Here is a 16,310-nt window from a genome sequence, read left to right on the forward strand (position 1 = left end):
GCTTTCAAGATTTTCCGAGCAGGGATTTCAGCTTTTTCTGGAATTCGCTTTCGGGTTCGGCCCCATCCGGCGCAGTCTCCAGAGATACGCCGGCCTTGCGCGGATAGGGATCGATCGCCAGGCCGAAGAACTGCTCGGCCAGAGCGCCGACATCGATCGTGTCGCCGATGAAGGTTTCCGGGCTGTCGGGGCCGTCGGCATCGAGCAGAATCTCGCCGCCACCCTCGAAACCCTGACGGCCCAGTTTCGAATCTTCGGGCAAAAACAGGCCCTCGACCTCCTCGTCGATATGGGCCGTCAACGGTTCCAGCGTCACCACGCAGGCCTGGGTGATGTCACCCTCGACCCGGCCTTTGACCTTCACGCCGTGGCGTTTCCAAGGCGTGACCACGAGATCGGCGACATAGCGCTCGACGGAAACCAGTCCATGGTCCTTGGCAAGAGCCTCGCGCTGGGCGGCATCGGCTTCGATACGCACCGGCATACCCTTTTGCGGCAGGCGCGAGACATGCGCCTCGAACGAAACCGAACTCCGTGGTTCCTCTTGATGATTCATCGCAGTCATCCTTCAACCTGCAGCGGCTGGAAAGGCAAGCTCGCCAAGGCAGATCGCTTCCGATGATTGCAAAGCAAGCGCCTCCTTGGCCCGCAGCACATAAGCCGCCATATCCGGCGCCTCCGGCCAGTCCGCGACATCCGGGCGGACGTTGCGGGACAAAGCAGTGGCGAGATCACCTTTGTCGTCGCGATTCAGCGCATCCGCGTAGGCAGCGGTGCGGCCATAGTACATCTTCGCCAGCTTTTTCATGCGTTTCGGGACACCCACGTCGCTGATGCCGAGTTCACGCAGCGAATGATCGACCTCGGTGAAGAACTCGTCGATCAATGTCTGTGCCAATTCCGCCGGCACGCCACTCTCGCCATGCAACCGGTGCTGGAACAGGAACATATGCAGCGACAGCATCTCGAAACGGCCGAGCGGCGTATCGGGCACATTCCAGTGCGAATAAAAGAAAGTTTGCCGCGCCGCCGCCACGATTTGTGCGTACAGCGCCTCGACAATAGCGCGGTTGGCATGGCGTTCACGGCCGAACAGGCGCTGAAACATTGGGGACGGTCTCCCGGGGACCTGTTTGTTAAGGCAGAATTGTTGCATCGGCGGCTAAGCTGGTTTACCGGTTTTGCCGCCTCGCGCAAGCCGGTGCCCGAGAGCGGACTATGGAGTTGTCGTTGCGCGCATTGAAATTCAAGTCGACCGCCTTGGCAGGTCCTGCATCCGTCGCATCGATGCTTGTCATCGCGGCGGCACTGACCGGCTGCAACTCATCAAAGATGTTCGGGGACCTGACGCCCGGCGAGACACTCACCCAGGGCTACATCGTCGACCAGCAGACGCTGGATTCGGTTCCTGTCGGCTCCAGCCGCGAGCAGGTGCTGTTGGCGCTCGGTACGCCGTCCACTACGGCGACCTTCGACAACGAGGTCTTCTATTACATCTCGCAGACGCGGCGCCGTTCGGTCGCCTTCGCCAATCCGAGCGTCGTCGACCAGAAGGTACTGGCCGTCTATTTCGGCCAGGACGGCCGTGTCGCACGCCTGGCAAATTACGGAATGAAGGACGGCCGGGTGTTCGACTTCATCTCGCGCACGACGCCGACCGGCGGCAAGGACCAGAACTTCCTCGGCCAGATCATCTCCGGCGCCGGCAAGCTCAAGCCCAATCCGGCTGCCGGGCTCTAGTGGCGCCGCAGGCGCGGCTGCCTGCCATACAATCCTACAAAAAGAAAACCCGCAGGATCGCTCCCGCGGGTTTTCTTTTTAGCAGATACCGCCGTCAGCCGTGCGCGAGCACCGCAAGCAGCAGCAGAGCCACGATGTTGGTGATCTTGATGGCCGGGTTCACAGCTGGACCAGCCGTGTCCTTGTAGGGATCGCCAACCGTGTCGCCGGTGACGGAAGCCTTGTGTGCCTCCGAACCCTTCAGGTGCTTGACGCCATCCTTGTCTGTGAAGCCATCCTCGAACGACTTCTTGGCATTGTCCCAGGCGCCACCGCCGGAAGTCATCGAAATAGCCACGAACAGACCATTGACGATGACGCCGAGCAACGATGCCCCCAGCGCCGCGAAAGCCGAGGCCTTGGAACCCGAGATCAGGAGCACGCCGTAGTAGACGACCAGCGGCGCCAGCACCGGCAGCAGCGACGGAATGATCATTTCCTTGATCGCAGCCTTGGTCAGAAGATCGACCGCCCGTGCATAGTTGGGCTTGGAGGTGCCCTTCATGATACCTGGATCCTCGCGGAACTGGCGGCGTACCTCCTCAACGATCGAGCCGGCTGCGCGTCCCACCGCGGTCATCGCGATGCCGCCGAACAGATACGGGATCAGACCGCCGAAGATCAGACCGGCGACCACATAAGGATTCGACAGGTCGAAGGAGACCGTGCCGAGATCGGAGAAGTAGGGATATTGCGCGGCATTGGCGGCGAAATATTGCAGGTCGTTCGAATACGCCGCGAACAGCACCAGCGCACCGAGGCCAGCCGAACCGATGGCGTAACCCTTGGTGACGGCCTTGGTGGTGTTGCCGACAGCATCAAGCGCATCGGTGGAATGACGCACTTCCTTGGGCAAGCCGGACATTTCGGCAATGCCGCCGGCATTGTCGGTGACCGGACCAAAGGCGTCGAGCGCCACGATCAGCCGGCAAGACCAAGCATGGTGGTGACGGCGATCGCGGTGCCGAACAGGCCCGCCAGCTGGAATGTGGCGATGATGCCGCCGACGATGACGATTGCCGGCAGCGCGGTCGATTCCAGCGAAACCGCGAGGCCCTGGATGACATTTGTGCCGTGGCCGGTGACCGAAGCCTGGGCGATCGAATTGACCGGGCGCTTGTTTGTACCGGTGTAGTATTCGGTGATCACCACGATCAGCGCCGTCACCAGCAGGCCGATCAGGCCGCAGATGAACAGGTTCGTTCCAGTCACGACATGCGCACCGGCACCGACCTGGCCCCAACCAATGGTCATGGACGTGGCGGCACCCAAGCCGACGATCGACAGTATGCCCGTGACGATCAGCCCCTTGTAGAGGGCTCCCATGATCGAACCATTGGCGCCGAGCTTCACGAAGAAGGTGCCGATGATCGAAGTCACGATACAGGCGCCGCAGATGACCAGTGGATAGAGCATCATGCTGGAAAGCACGTCCGTGCCGGCAAAGAAGATTGCAGCCAGGACCATGGTTGCGACCACGGTCACGGCGTAGGTCTCGAACAGGTCGGCAGCCATGCCGGCGCAGTCACCAACATTGTCACCGACGTTGTCGGCGATGGTGGCGGGGTTGCGTGGATCATCCTCCGGGATGCCGGCTTCGACCTTGCCGACGAGATCGCCACCAACGTCAGCACCCTTGGTGAAGATGCCGCCGCCCAGACGAGCGAAGATCGAGATCAGCGAGGCGCCGAAGCCAAGGGCTACAAGCGAGTCGATCACGGTGCGATCGCCAGGCGCCAGGCCGAGCGGACCGGTCAGCACCCAGTAATAAACGGAGACGCCGAGCAGCGCGAGGCCGGCAACCAGCATGCCGGTAATGGCCCCCGACTTGAAGGCGATGTCGAGGCCGGCTGAAAGGCTGTTCGACGCGGCCTGCGCCGTGCGCACATTGGCGCGCACCGAAACGTGCATGCCTATGAAGCCTGCCGCGCCCGAAAGCACGGCACCGATCAGGAAGCCGATGGCGGCGGTACCCGACAGCAGCCACCATGCCAGCAGGAACACGACGACCCCGACGATGGCGATGGTGGTGTATTGGCGCGCCAGATAGGCTTGTGCGCCCTCGCGGATTGCCGCGGCGATTTCCTGCATGCGTGCGTTGCCCTGGTCGGACGCCAGCACGGACTGTGTAGCCCAGATGGCGTAGACGATTGAGAGCACGCCGCAGAGGATGACGACATAAAGCATGGTCATTTGCGGATTATTCCTCGATCTGTGGCCCGGCAGACCTCCTCCCCAGGCCGTGGAACCGAACCGGGATTCCCGAGCGGAATCCCGACCCCTCGATCGATTTATGCAAAGCCGTGGTCTCGACCGTCAAGCCGGCATGCGACATTTGCCCGCATTTCGCTGCGACAGTTTACCGCGCCCGACGCATCGCCCAGCCCGAATGCCTGCGCGCACTTCACCTTGAAGCAGGTGGTGCGGTCCAACGCTACCGCTGCAGGTCGCGGTCCGGTTGCATGATGAAGATCAGCACCGCGAGCATGGTCATATAGAACTTGAAGGCGGCTTCCTGGCCGTTCCAGGTTTTCGACTGCCACATGGCAAACCACTCTCCACCGATGACCATGAAGCCGAAATACCAGACCAGAAAGCCCATGGTTGTGGCGATAATCGCGAATTTCTTGGCGTTGTTGAACGTTTCGCCACTTCCCTTGCGGGCGCTCCACAAATTCCAGGCGGCGATCAGGAAGAGCACGCAGGTCAGTGCCTCACCGAAGATGATCAGCCAGTAGCCCATGGTCCAGAGCGTTGGGTTGGTGATCGAACGATACATCAGGGCATTGCCCGGAAAGGTTGTGTCCATGGACAGCACATGCTGGACAAAGGCGAAGTTCGAGCCATAGTCGGTGATGTTGCCAAAGGCGACGAGGAAGGCGAAGGCCGCCAGACACAGGCACATGGTGATCTTGGAAAGACGTGACGTCATGGCAAAAGCCCCTTCTGCTTTCGATGATTCTGGTCACGGCAAAGCAAGATCACCGAGTCCCGGCGAACACGCAATGAGCGTCGCTTCGATTGTCCTGACCGCGAGCGCGGAGCGACACGCCGGAAGGCATCAGCTGACGACGACGCTGCTGTTGCTGCGACTGCCGGTGAGCTGCGCGACCGGAGATCTTGTATCCCTGGAGACTGGCAATGCTGGGCGTCATGATTTTTCGATCATCCGGCGCCGATGGATCGTCGCAGCAAACACCACGGAACTGGAAATAACCCTCGACCATCCGGCAGGGCGTTAAACGACGAACCCCAGTCGGCTGCAGACTATCGGGCAGCCTGCCCCATCCGGCGTGCCGCAACACGTTCGAGAGCCATCAGCCCGTCGTAGATGAAGACTGCAAGCCCGGCAACGATGAGCCCTCCCTGGACGACGAAGGCGAGGTTGTTGGAGATCAATCCGGCAATGATGACCTCGCCCAGTGTCTTGGCCGCGACCGTGGACCCGATGGTGGCGGTGGCCAGGCTGATCACCACCGACAGCCGGATGCCGGCAAGGATCACCGGCAGGCTGAGCGGAAGTTCCACCCGGAGCAGTTTCTGGCGATTGGTCATGCCGGCACCACGAGCCGCCTCCACGACATTGGCCGGCAGCGTGGTAAGTCCGGTCAAAGCGTTCTCGAAGATCGGCAGCAGGCCGTACAGGAAGAGCGCGATCAAGGTCGGCTTCTCGCCGAAACCGACAGCAGGCACGGCCAGCGCCAGCACAGCGACCGGTGGAAAGGTCTGGCCGATGTTGACCAGCGAACGCGACAGCGGCAGGAATTCAGCGCCGAAGGGCCGTGTCACCAGGATGGCAAGGCCGATCGCGACAATGATCGCGGCGATCGTTGCCACGGCGACGGTGCCCAGATGCTGCAAGGTCAACGACAGCAGGCTTCCCTGGTTGTAGATCGCCGGCGCATTGTTTTCCGTGAGCGGCTTGAACAGCGGTTCGAACCAGCCCGGATAAACGATGAACGCCACCAGGAGCACCAGCAGAACGACACGCAACGCTGCCGGCAGGAAAACCTTCATGCCGGCCTCGCCGCGAGCTTCACCAGGCCGTCGACGGTGACCCGGCCAAGCGCCTTGCCATCGGCCCCCTTGACCGGTAGCGCCGGCTTGCCGGTCCAGAGCAGTTCAGCCAGTGCATCGCGCTGGCTGGCGTCGGCGGGTATTGCTTCGCCTTCCGCACTGCCCTTCTCAACCGCATCGCCGACGCGGCCAAGCGACAGCAGCCGGAACGGCCGCTCGGACGAGCCGACCAGCGTTTCGACGAAGGAACTGGCGGGCCTCGCCAGGATCTCGGCGGGTCTGGCGTACTGCACCAGCTTGCCCCCGTCCATGACGGCAATCTTGTGACCCAGATGCACCGCTTCTTCCATGTCGTGGGTGACCAGGATGATGGTGGTGCCGAAATGTTTCTGGATGGCGAGCAGGTCTTCCTGTGCCTTGGTGCGGATGATCGGGTCGAGCGCGCCGAACGGCTCGTCCATCAACAGCACATTGGGTTTGGCGGCGAGCGCGCGCGCCACGCCGACACGCTGCTGCTGGCCGCCCGACAATTCGTGCGGATAGCGCGGGCCGAAAGCGGCGGGATCGAGCTGGAAAAGCTTCAGCAGTTCATCGACGCGTTCATCGATGCGTTCCTTGTCCCAGCCGAGCAGCAGCGGCACCGTTGCGATGTTCTGTGCCACGGTACGATGCGGAAACAGGCCGTGGCCCTGGATGGCGTAACCGATCGAGCGGCGCAATTCGTAGTCGGGCAACGAATGGTTGTCGACGCCATCCAGCTTGATCGTGCCGGAGGTCGGTTCGACCAGCCGGTTGATCATGCGCAGCAGCGTGGTCTTGCCGGAACCGGAAGTACCGACGATGGCCGCGATGGTGCGTGGCTCGATTACCATCGAGACGTCATCGACCACGGTCTGCTTGTCGTAGCGCTTGGTGATGTTCTCGATTTCGATCATGCGACCGCTTCCCTGCGCTTGGCTGTTGCGGTGAGTTCGATGACGGCATCAAGCACGATGCCTGCCGCGAAGGCCAGCGCCACCGTCGGCACGGCACCGAGCAAAACCAGATCCATCGCAGTCTGTCCGACGCCCTGAAAGACAAAGACGCCGAAGCCGCCGCCACCGATCAGGGCGGCGATGGTGGCGAGGCCGATGTTCTGCACCAGAACGATGCGGATCCCGGTCAGGATCACCGGGAAGGCAAGCGGGAACTCCACGCCGAACAGTCTCTGGCGGTCCGTCATGCCCATGCCGCGCGCAGCCTCATTGGCCGCCTTCGGCACTCCGGCCAGCCCCACCACCGTGTTCGCCACAACCGGCAGCAGCGAGTAGAGGAACAGCGCCACGAAAGCCGGCGCTGTGCCGATACCGCGAATGCCGAGCGCGGCGGCTCCTGGCACGTGCAGTGCCACCCAGCCGAGCGGGCCGATCAACATGCCAAACAGCGCGATCGACGGGATGGTCTGGATGATGTTGAGCACGTTGAGGACCCCGGCCCGCAGCACGTCGACCCTGTGGCAGAGAATGCCGAGCGGCAGGCCGACCACGACGGCGGCGGCCAGCGAACCCAGCGCCAGGGCGACATGCTTACGTGCCTCGGCCCAGAAACTGTCGGCCCTGTTGGCGTATTCTTTCAGAATGGAAAGGCTGTCCCAGCTGCCGGATGCCAGAAGGGCGCCAATCGCCACTGCGGCGACCAGGAGAATGCCAATGCGCACAAACGGCGACAGATCGAGCCGCGTCAGCACGTCGGCCAGCAACAGGGCAAAGGCAAAAAGCAGCAACCAGAAACCGGAAGCCGGTGACACGCGCGCGAAGGTGTTGCCGGGTGGTGTCAGAAAACTGCCGGCCATGCCGATGGCCAGAGCAAGCGCCACCAAGAGAACCACACTCGCGACAAGCCGCCAGGCCAATGCCGTCTTCAACAGCGCCACGATGATGGCGGCGATGATCAGCGCCAGCAGCAAGGGCCCACTGACGGAGGGAAGCGCGTCGAGTATGGAGCGCCCTTCCCCCGGCACGATGCGGTTGGCACGAAAGGTAGCGAAGGGTGCAAGGAAAGCCGCATAAGCGGCGATCGCGGCAATCACCACGCCCAGCTTGTCAAAGCGAATGCCCACGATCCCCAGTCCTTCAGATCCGGCGCGCCCAGTGGATTCGATCCAGCCGGCGCGCCGGAACCGCTCCCTACTTGAGGAAGCCGTTCTTCTTCAGGAAGTCCTCAGCAACTGCCTTGGCCGGCTCACCGCCGACCTGGACGCGACCGTTCAACTCCTGCAGCGTGACCAGGTCGAGCTTCTCGAACACCGGCTTCAGCACTTCCTCGATCTTCGGGTTTTCCTTCAGCACCGCCTCGCGGATGATCGGGGTCGGCTGGTAGACCGGCTGGACGTTCTTGTCGTCGGCGAGAACCACGAGGCCCGACGGTGCGATACCGCCATCGGTGCCGTAGACCATGGCAGCATTGGCCCCATTGGTCTGATTGGCGGCAGCACCGATGGTTGCAGCCGTGTCTCCACCCGATAGGGTGATCAGCTGATCCGGCTTCAGGGTGAAGCCGTAAGTTGTCTGGAAAGCCGGCAAGGCAGCGGCCGAATTGACGAATTCGGCTGAGGCGGCCAGCACCACCTTGCCGCCGCCCGCCACGTATTTGCCAAAGTCGGAGAGCGTGGCCAGCTTGTTGGCGTCGGTGACATCCTTGCGCAACGCGATCGCCCAGGTGTTGTTAGCCGGCGACGGTGTCAGCCAGACAAGCTTGTTGGCGTCGTAGTCGAGCTTCTTGGCTTCGGCATAACCCTTGGCGGCATCCTTCCAGACCGGATCGTCGGCCTTCTCGAAGAAGAAGGCGGCGTTGCCGGTGTATTCGGGATAGATGTCGATCTCGCCTGCAATAATCGCCTTGCGTACCACAGGCGTGGCACCAAGCTGAATGCGATCAACGGTCTTGATGCCGTTGGCATTCAGAACCGACTGGATGATGTTGCCAAGAACCCCGCCCTCGGTGTCGATCTTGGATGATACGACGACATCGGCAGCGTTGGCGGAGGCGACGGAGAGGCCGAGCGCCACAAGCGCACCGGCTAAAAATCTGGTTGAAGACATGGCGGCAAATCCCTCTGATAAAACCGATGACGATGCTTGCTATCGCACGCCCCAGACGGGCAGTCGGGGCATACGGTTTCATAAGATGGAGGGTAAGCGCAATATTTTTATCCGCAATGGGCGTTCGACCCGCGCCTATCCCGACAGCGTTCTGTCAGTTGGCCTGGCGCAGCTTTGTCCGCTAATTGCCGGCCGGATCCTCCTGGCTCCGAAATTGTGATCCCGCTATCCGGCTTCATAGGAAGCCGCACCTTGGGTGCGCGAACCGGCAAACAGCAAACCTGTCAATCCGAGGATGACAACACCCAGAACCATGATCTGGAGTCCGGTGACGGTTTCGTTGAAAAGCAACGCCGACAGGACCATCGTCACCGCAGGCGCGGGTACGGTGATGGAACTGGCCACTGAAACGTCGATATGGCGGACGGCGTAGAACCACACGATCAGTTCAACATAATAGGCAAGTCCCATCGCCACCGCGAATATCTGGAACTGAAAATCCAAACCTAACAATGGGATGCTGTCAAAACCCTCGAGTGAAACTGCAAGCACCGACAGAAAGATGGTCGAAACGACCAAGCGCGACGTTGTGACCTGGCTTGGCGTGATCGGGGTCGATAGCAAGGCCTGCCTGACGATGATGTGAGCAACACTCCAGACCAGCGGAACCGCGAGCGCCAGCAGGAACCAGAATGACAGCCCAGCCAGCTGCCAAGTGCCCTGCGTGGCAAGATAATAGAGTGCGACAACCACCAAAAGCATGAAGCCTAGCTCGAGAGCACTCTTGCGGCGGCGCAGGAACACCGCTTCGAGCGCGGCAGCAAAGAGCGGATAGGCCTGCAGGGCAATCGCCGCATTGACCGCTCCCGCCTTTTCGAAGGCCAGAACATACATCCAGGTGGACAGGCTGAAGAGCCCGCCGGTGAACAGCGTAACGCCAAGCACACGCCATCGTTCTGCTCGAGGCATATGTTCACCGAACAGGCCATGTTCACCCGAACGCCATTCGAGTGCCAGCAGCGGAAGTGAAAACAGGAGCTGCCAGACCGATAGCCAAAGCGCGAATGAAAGCGCACTGGAACCAGCAGGGCGGCCGATTGCGATGATCGGCATCAGGCCAAGCACGACGAGGCAAATGAAAGCGAGTGTGATGCCGGTGCCGCGCCGCGGACTGAAGGGCTGGTCCATGCAGAGCTCCGGATGCCGGCATTGCCGAGAGGTTGGCACCAGAGGTCAATACAGAGATACCGGCAGCTAGCCATAGAGGCAGCTCGTGATGGATTCTGCTCCAGCCAACACGTCATCAGCCCGGTGTTGGGACGTGACTATCGGCTCGGCTAAAATCGCATGAAGACAGTGCCATCGGGGCCGAATGTCACGACATCGTAGGCTTCGGGTTCAACGCCCGGCATCTCCATGCCCGGCGAGCCAACGGGCATGCCTGCAACAGCAAGGCCCTTGACGGCCGGCCGCTCGGCAAGCAGTTTCCCGACCGCCTTGGCCGGCACATGCCCTTCAAGCACATAGCCGGATACCAGGGCGGTGTGGCATGACTGCAGGGCCTGAGGTATCCCCTGCTCCGCCTTGAATTTCTCAAGCGTTGAGCTCTCCACGACCTTCACTGTGAAACCTGCCTTTGCCATGTGATCTGCCCATGCGCCACAGCAACCGCATGATGGGTCCTTGTATACCGTCACCAGAGCCTGCTCCGCAGCGAAGGCCGACGGGCCTGCCAGCAAAGCCGCGGTCGCGATGAAAAACGTCCGGCGTCTCATTACCATCTCCTTTGGTACGATCAGCATGGAGCCAGACATCGGCTCCATGCTGATCGGTTGGTCTAGCGATAGCGCTTACTTGGCCTTTTCGATCCTGGTTACCGTCAGGCGGCCGTTGACGCGGTCGGCCTCGAATTTAACCTTGTCACCGACCTTGACGGTTTTCAAAGCTGCCGGATCGGCTGCCACGAAGACCATGGTCATCGCATCCATATCCAGGTTGGTGATCGGGCCATGCTTCAGCGTGATCTTGCCTTGAGCCTGGTCGATCTTGGTGACCTGACCGTCGACCGGTGCTGCCTCGGCGGACGTGACCAGCGCGATCAAGATCGCTGTGGCTGCTGCTAGTTTACGCATCGTGTTTCTCCTTCGTTGCGATGGTTATTTGACGACAATGGTGCCGGCCATGCCGGCTTCGCGGTGCCCGGGGATGAGGCAGGAGAAGTCGAACTCCCCCGCCTTGGTGAATTTCCAGACGATCTCGCCGGTTTTCTTTGGAGCCAGACGCTTGGCGTTCGGATCGTCGTGTTCCATGTCGGGATTCTTGGCCATCTGCTCGCCGTGCTTCAGGTTCTCGGCCAGCGTGCCGAGCACCAGTTCATGGTCGAGCTCGCCGTTGTTGCGAAGCATGAATTTGACCTGCTCACCAGTCTTGATCTCGACACGGTTGGGCAGGAACTCCATGCGGCCGTCGGCCTCACGCATGACGACCTGGACGACGCGTGCCGGCTTTTTCGGATTGCCCGGTTCACCGTAGGCGCGCTCACCATCGTGGCCCGCATCGGCAAAGGCCGCAGCCGGCGAGGCCAACATGGCCAGGGTGGTAACAAGGACTCGGATATTCATGAACAGACTGTCCTTCAGTGGTTGTTGTGCTGGTTCTTGGACGATGGATGACCGCCGGGTTTCACCACGGTGACTTCGGCAGTCTGCGACTTGTCGAAGGCGGGAGCCTCACGGCGTTCCGCCTTCTGGCTTTGACCGGTCCACTCGTAAGCGACCGTACCCGACGGGTGCTGGTACCAGCCGGGATCCTTGTAGTCCCCGCGAGCCAGGCCCTCGCGGACCTTGACCACCGAGAACATGCCACCCATCTCGATCGGCCCGAACGGACCGAAGCCCGTCATCATCGGCAGGGTGTTGTCGGGCAGCGGCATTTCCATTTCGCCCATGTCGGCCATGCCGGCGGTGCCCATCGGCATGTAGTCCGGCACGAGACGCTTGATCTTCTTGGCCACCTCCTTCTTGTCAGCGCCGATGAAGGTGGCGAGTTCGTGCCCCATGGCGTTCATGGTGTGGTGCGATTTGTGGCAGTGGATGGCCCAGTCGCCGGCGTAGTCGGCCACGAAATCGAATGCGCGCATCTGGCCGACGGCGCAGTCGATGGTGACTTCGGGCCACGCCGCGGCTTCCGGCACCCAGCCACCATCCGTGCACGAAACCTTGAAGTCGTATCCGTGCATATGGATGGGATGGTTGGTCATGGTGAGGTTGCCGAAACGCACCCGCACCTTGTCGCCCCTGGCCACCACCAGCGGGTCGATCCCCGGGAAAACACGGCTGTTCCAGGTCCACATGTTGAAGTCGGTCATCTCCGCCACCCGCGGCACATAGGCGCCGGGTTCGATGTCGTAAGAGGACATCAGGAAGACGAAGTCGCGGTCGACGCGGCGGTAGGCGGGATCCTTCGGATGAACGACGAAGAACCCCATCATGCCCATCGCCATCTGCACCATCTCGTCGGCGTGCGGGTGGTACATGAAGGTGCCGCTCTTCCGCAGCTGGAACTCGTAGACGAAGGTCTTGCCGACGGGGATGTGCGGCTGGGTGAGCCCGCCGACACCGTCCATGCCACTGGGCAAAAGCTGGCCATGCCAGTGGATGGTCGTGTGTTCTGGCAGTCGATTGGTGACGAAGATGCGCACCCTGTCGCCTTCCACCGCCTCGATGGTCGGCCCCGGCGACTGGCCGTTGTAGCCCCACAGGTGCCCGACCATTCCCGGAGAGAATTCGCGCACCACAGGCTCGGCGACGAGATGGAATTCCTTCCACTCGCCGTTCATGCGCCACGGAAGCGTCCAGCCGTTCAGCGTGACGACAGGATTGTAGTCGGGTCCGCTTGTGGGCACGAGCGGCGGCCGCGTCACGGCCTCTGTCATCGTCGGCGCCTCCGGTACCGAGGCAAAGGCCGTACGACCCGACACCACACCGGCGCCGAGCAGCGTCATGGCGCCAGTCGCGCCGAGGAAGTTGCGGCGGGAGACCGTCATGGCCTGTTTCTCCTTTGGACTATTCATCGCCACCTCCCGCGCCACCACCAATGATGGCGCTCTGGAAATCGACACCGGCGACGAAGACGTCGCGTTGCGCCTCGATCGCCGCGACATTGGTCTCGATGCCTTCGCGCGTGGTCGTCAGAAGCTCGAACACGTCGATCAGCATGCCGTTGTATTGAAGCTGCGCTTCCTCGGAGATCACCTTGCGCAACGGTATGATGCTGGCGCGGTACTGCCGGGCGATATCGTTGGACGCACGATAGGCAAGCAAAGCCGAGCGAGCCTCGGAGCGGATAGCGATCGCCTTGGCAGCGAAGCGGTTGACGGCCTGCATGTAGGTCTCGACATTTCGCCGTCTGGTCGTCTCGCCGAAATCGAAGATCGGGATCTCCAGTTCGAGATCAAGCGTGACGCCTTTCGGATAGTCCTTCTCGACCTCGCCGTGATCATTCTTGCTGCGTTCGAAATTGGCAAAGCCGGCCAGCTGAAAGGCCGAGACATACCGGGTCGCGTTGTCGAGCTTGAGCGAACGGGCCAGAGCGTCGAGTTCGAGCCGTGCCACGATCAGATCGACACGTTTGCGAATGGCTTCCGTCTCGGCCTGATCCGATGTCTGCAGTTTCTTTGGCAGGGACGGCAGCCTGTTCGGGATCTTGTAGCCGGCATCCGCGCCCCACAAGCCGAGCTCACGCGTGAGCGCCTCGCGCGTAACGCCTGCTTCAAGCCTGGCGGCGGCGAGTTGGCTGGAGGTTTCGGCATTGAAGGCACCCGCGCGTGCCTGATCCAGTTTGGTTGCCGCACCGGTCTCGCCAAGCTTGCGCGTGAGGTCGGCCGCTGCGTCCGTCGAGGCTCTCGCCTGCTCGAGATAGGTCACCCGATGCCGGGCGGCTACGGCTCGATAATACGCCTTGCGTGCACTGGCCGCCTGACGAAACGTTGCCTCGATGGCACGATATCGCGCCGCCTCGAATTCCTTCTCGGCAATCGCCTTGCGTGCGGGCAAGGTGAGCAGCGCCAGCAGCGAACCGACCAGCCGGCGTTCGATGTCCAGCGATCCTTGCTGCAAGGTGCCGCCAAGCGAAATGCTCGGATTGGGCGGCAGGCTGGCTTCCACGAAGGCTGCTTCGGAAACGCCGAGCGCATTGTATTCGGCCTGAAGGTTCCTGTTGCTTAGCAATGCCACCTGGACGGCACTGTCGGCGTTCAATGGCTGGGTCAAAAGTACCTTCACACGCGACGCCGCCGCCTTGGCATCGGCCTTCGAGGCGATCTTCAAGGTTTGCGCGCCGATTGCGGACGATACCTGCGCACCCACCGGCTCCATGCCGGCGTCCTTGCTGAAGGTTGCGCAGCCTGCCAGCGTCAGCGCGAGCAGGCTGACACCTCCGAGTTTGACGAACTTGCCGTTCTGGACAGCCGGCAAGACGGAAGAAGCAAAGGAGACGATCGGCATCATTTGCCTTTCTCCTTCGGCGCCACTTGGCGGTTGCTGTCGACCCAGGATTTGGGCGCAACAGGACGGTAGTCGACCGTGCCGGCGAGCACCGGCGTGTACCGCGCAGGCGGCACGGCAATGGCAGGGTCGGCTGGCGACGGCCCTGTGCCGATCTCAGGCAAGGCCGTGCAGGCGGAAAGGATGATGGCGGGTGCCATCACGAACGGAGACCTCATGAATGATCCTCAACGACGGAGATGAATGGAGAACGCGGGCCTGACGGAGCACGGGCTCCAGGCCAGGCCATACGACGAGTGGCGAGAGCCGCCATGCCGGTTCTCCGCGAGGATTCCGGGCACTGACGCTCAGTCGGCGCGCACGATCTCGCCGGCGCATGGGCCGGACCGATCGTCAAGGTCGATCAGAAACAGGAACTGGGTGCGTCAATCGAGCGGAGACTTCCGCCCGGGACGCAACAATCCAACCTACGCCGACGTTTCAGGCGTGGGCCGGACGGGGAGGACGTTCAAGCCGGAGGGTCGCAGAGCCTTCCAGCACGTCGGCCAGCTGGCGGTGCTTGATCTGCCAGGTCAGGAAGCTGACCGGCGCGACACAATCGACGGAAAGAATGGCGGTGTGGCAGGCCATGGCGCAGCAGGTTTGCGCCAGATCCTGCGGTTGATGGTGCGAGCCGCTGCAGCTGCTGCCCTCGCAGGCGGCCGAACTGTCTTCTTGTTTGCCGCCGCTATGGTCGTGGTTTCCGGCGCTCGGATGGTCCATAGCCGAGGCTTCGCCGACCACGACGTCACCAGTCGCGGGCAAGACCGCGCCTGCGGCCCAGCCCGTGCTGCTTATCGCCACCGCCACCATGACAAGCGCAACCGATAGCATCCTGCCCATGTGAAAAAACACAGACAAAAGGCTGGCCGCAACATTTGCTATGGCTTGGCGAACAGTCATCAGGCGCAATTCCAACGGCCTTGGTTTCTCACCTTGACGCCGAAGTTCCGACGCGGATCAGACAACGGCTACCGGATGAAGGTATTGCCGGGATATCGAAGGGCCAACAAGTTTTTTTATACATATTTGTATTCGTCTCTCGTCGACCGGCACGATGCGTGGTCAGCCAACCCGACACCGTGAGAATCATCAACCCGACAGCGGGTTGCAAGCGCGACTTTTGTGACGGCGGTCCAGTGGCGCGTCAAGCAGCAGATGATTGCTAGTACAGAACCGTCACGACGTTCGACCTCCATGGTGACAAGAATCACAAAATTGTAAATCGGGCGGAAAGTGACGGTGAAGTCACGCGCCTAGCCTCTGATCGTCGGGCCCCCAAGACGCCCGCGTTCGACAAGAGGAACAATCATGCACAAGACCATCGGATATGCTTTGATCATCGTGGCCGCCACGGCGACCGGCGCTTTTGCCAACAGCGGTTCCAATCCAACAAATTCCGAGCTCGACAGGATCTTGCAAGGCCATGGATCGGCTGGCGAGGCGGCCGGATCGGTGTCGAATCCGGACATCTCCTACAGGGTTCTTGCCAACGGAGACCTTGAAAAGACCAACACACGTTACAACCGCGTCGAGATCGTGAAGCCCTCCTGGTCGCAGGGCCAGCGTGCCAGCTGGGCGGGACGGAGGTAGCCGTCGACACCGTCCCTCCGCGGAACGATTTGACGCAAGGAGCGATCCGACCGACGGATCGCTCCTGAAGCTGCTTCACCTCTTGCCCGGCTCATGGAGCCAAGCTCACGACTGCGTTGGGCGGCGTTGCAACTTCCTCGGCCGTCACCAATCCGTGATCGCAGTTCCACAATCTGCCTGGCTGAAGACCCAGATTGAACACAGTTGTTGCAGATGCCGATAGCCACCATCGGAATCGAACCAACTTCAACGGCTTAGAGTGACCACCATGAGACGAATTCGGCGGAGGGGCGAGAAT

18 protein-coding genes and 1 pseudogene are annotated in these 16,310 nt (G+C 61.6%); 3 read left to right on the forward strand and 16 right to left on the reverse strand.

Features of this window, described 5'->3' with window-relative positions; translation table 11 throughout:
- Positions 1-4: 4 nt before the first annotated feature.
- Together C1M53_RS29520 and C1M53_RS29525 are read right to left on the reverse strand one after the other, a co-directional pair.
- Entirely contained in the window at positions 5-556 is a 552-nt protein-coding gene (locus C1M53_RS29520) for a DUF177 domain-containing protein (protein WP_129415617.1), read from the reverse strand.
- 12 nt (positions 557-568) lie between these two features.
- Positions 569-1,108, reverse strand: coding sequence for a ubiquinol-cytochrome C chaperone family protein (locus C1M53_RS29525; protein ID WP_129415618.1), 540 nt, complete (start codon positions 1,106-1,108; stop codon positions 569-571).
- Between the two features lie 122 nt (positions 1,109-1,230).
- Here C1M53_RS29525 and C1M53_RS29530 point away from each other — a divergent pair, with 122 nt between their 5' ends.
- Positions 1,231-1,740, forward strand: a complete 510-nt coding sequence (locus C1M53_RS29530) for an outer membrane protein assembly factor BamE (protein WP_129415619.1) — start codon at positions 1,231-1,233, stop codon at positions 1,738-1,740.
- A gap of 94 nt (positions 1,741-1,834) precedes the next feature.
- Here the strand turns inward: C1M53_RS29530 and C1M53_RS29535 are convergent.
- Together C1M53_RS29535 and C1M53_RS29540 are read right to left on the reverse strand one after the other, a co-directional pair.
- Positions 1,835-3,972: pseudogene (locus C1M53_RS29535) on the reverse strand (sodium/proton-translocating pyrophosphatase).
- Between the two features lie 241 nt (positions 3,973-4,213).
- Complete coding sequence (locus tag C1M53_RS29540) at positions 4,214-4,711, reverse strand: DUF2165 domain-containing protein (protein ID WP_129415620.1); 498 nt, start codon at positions 4,709-4,711, stop codon at positions 4,214-4,216.
- A gap of 73 nt (positions 4,712-4,784) precedes the next feature.
- On the opposite strand from C1M53_RS29540, the gene C1M53_RS32270 reads away from it, so the two are divergent.
- Positions 4,785-5,021, forward strand: a complete 237-nt coding sequence (locus C1M53_RS32270) for a hypothetical protein (RefSeq protein WP_245488349.1) — start codon at positions 4,785-4,787, stop codon at positions 5,019-5,021.
- A 25-nt stretch (positions 5,022-5,046) separates the two neighbouring features.
- Here C1M53_RS32270 and C1M53_RS29550 read toward each other — a convergent pair whose 3' ends face one another.
- The 12 genes from C1M53_RS29550 to C1M53_RS29605 all read right to left on the reverse strand — a co-directional run bounded on the left by C1M53_RS29550 (position 5,047) and on the right by C1M53_RS29605 (position 15,322).
- Complete coding sequence (locus tag C1M53_RS29550) at positions 5,047-5,796, reverse strand: ABC transporter permease (RefSeq protein WP_129415622.1); 750 nt, start codon at positions 5,794-5,796, stop codon at positions 5,047-5,049.
- The gene (locus C1M53_RS29555) at positions 5,793-6,731 is read right to left on the reverse strand and encodes an ABC transporter ATP-binding protein (protein ID WP_129415623.1); all 939 of its coding nucleotides are present in this window, start codon (positions 6,729-6,731) and stop codon (positions 5,793-5,795) included. The genes C1M53_RS29550 and C1M53_RS29555 overlap by 4 nt, the downstream gene beginning before the upstream one ends.
- Positions 6,728-7,894 (reverse strand): ABC transporter permease, encoded by a 1,167-nt coding sequence (locus C1M53_RS29560; RefSeq protein WP_129415624.1) that lies wholly within the window; start codon positions 7,892-7,894, stop codon positions 6,728-6,730. The genes C1M53_RS29555 and C1M53_RS29560 overlap by 4 nt, the downstream gene beginning before the upstream one ends.
- A 67-nt stretch (positions 7,895-7,961) precedes the next feature.
- Complete coding sequence (locus C1M53_RS29565; RefSeq protein ID WP_129415625.1) at positions 7,962-8,876, reverse strand: ABC transporter substrate-binding protein; 915 nt, start codon at positions 8,874-8,876, stop codon at positions 7,962-7,964.
- Positions 8,877-9,101: 225 nt separating this feature from the next.
- Complete coding sequence (locus C1M53_RS29570; RefSeq protein WP_129415626.1) at positions 9,102-10,064, reverse strand: DMT family transporter; 963 nt, start codon at positions 10,062-10,064, stop codon at positions 9,102-9,104.
- 149 nt (positions 10,065-10,213) lie between these two features.
- Entirely contained in the window at positions 10,214-10,651 is a 438-nt protein-coding gene (locus C1M53_RS29575; RefSeq protein ID WP_245488351.1) for a DUF411 domain-containing protein, read from the reverse strand.
- A 75-nt stretch (positions 10,652-10,726) separates the two neighbouring features.
- Entirely contained in the window at positions 10,727-11,008 is a 282-nt protein-coding gene (locus C1M53_RS29580; protein WP_129415627.1) for a copper-binding protein, read from the reverse strand.
- 24 nt (positions 11,009-11,032) lie between these two features.
- Positions 11,033-11,497, reverse strand: a complete 465-nt coding sequence (locus C1M53_RS29585) for a cupredoxin family protein (RefSeq protein ID WP_129415628.1) — start codon at positions 11,495-11,497, stop codon at positions 11,033-11,035.
- Between the two features lie 14 nt (positions 11,498-11,511).
- The gene (locus C1M53_RS29590; RefSeq protein ID WP_129416418.1) at positions 11,512-12,921 is read right to left on the reverse strand and encodes a copper oxidase; all 1,410 of its coding nucleotides are present in this window, start codon (positions 12,919-12,921) and stop codon (positions 11,512-11,514) included.
- A gap of 19 nt (positions 12,922-12,940) precedes the next feature.
- The gene (locus C1M53_RS29595) at positions 12,941-14,383 is read right to left on the reverse strand and encodes a TolC family protein (RefSeq protein ID WP_245488352.1); all 1,443 of its coding nucleotides are present in this window, start codon (positions 14,381-14,383) and stop codon (positions 12,941-12,943) included.
- Positions 14,380-14,598, reverse strand: a complete 219-nt coding sequence (locus C1M53_RS29600) for a hypothetical protein (protein WP_129415629.1) — start codon at positions 14,596-14,598, stop codon at positions 14,380-14,382. Before C1M53_RS29600 ends, C1M53_RS29595 begins: the two co-directional genes overlap by 4 nt.
- A 262-nt stretch (positions 14,599-14,860) precedes the next feature.
- Entirely contained in the window at positions 14,861-15,322 is a 462-nt protein-coding gene (locus C1M53_RS29605; RefSeq protein WP_165358282.1) for a hypothetical protein, read from the reverse strand.
- 408 nt (positions 15,323-15,730) lie between these two features.
- Between C1M53_RS29605 and C1M53_RS29610 the strand changes: the two genes are divergently transcribed.
- Positions 15,731-16,012: a hypothetical protein gene (locus tag C1M53_RS29610; protein ID WP_129415631.1), complete on the forward strand. Its 282-nt coding sequence runs from the start codon at positions 15,731-15,733 to the stop codon at positions 16,010-16,012.
- The last annotated feature ends 298 nt before the right edge of the window (positions 16,013-16,310 follow it).

The organism is Mesorhizobium sp. Pch-S (genome assembly GCF_004136315.1).
In the GTDB taxonomy this organism is placed as follows: domain Bacteria; phylum Pseudomonadota; class Alphaproteobacteria; order Rhizobiales; family Rhizobiaceae; genus Mesorhizobium.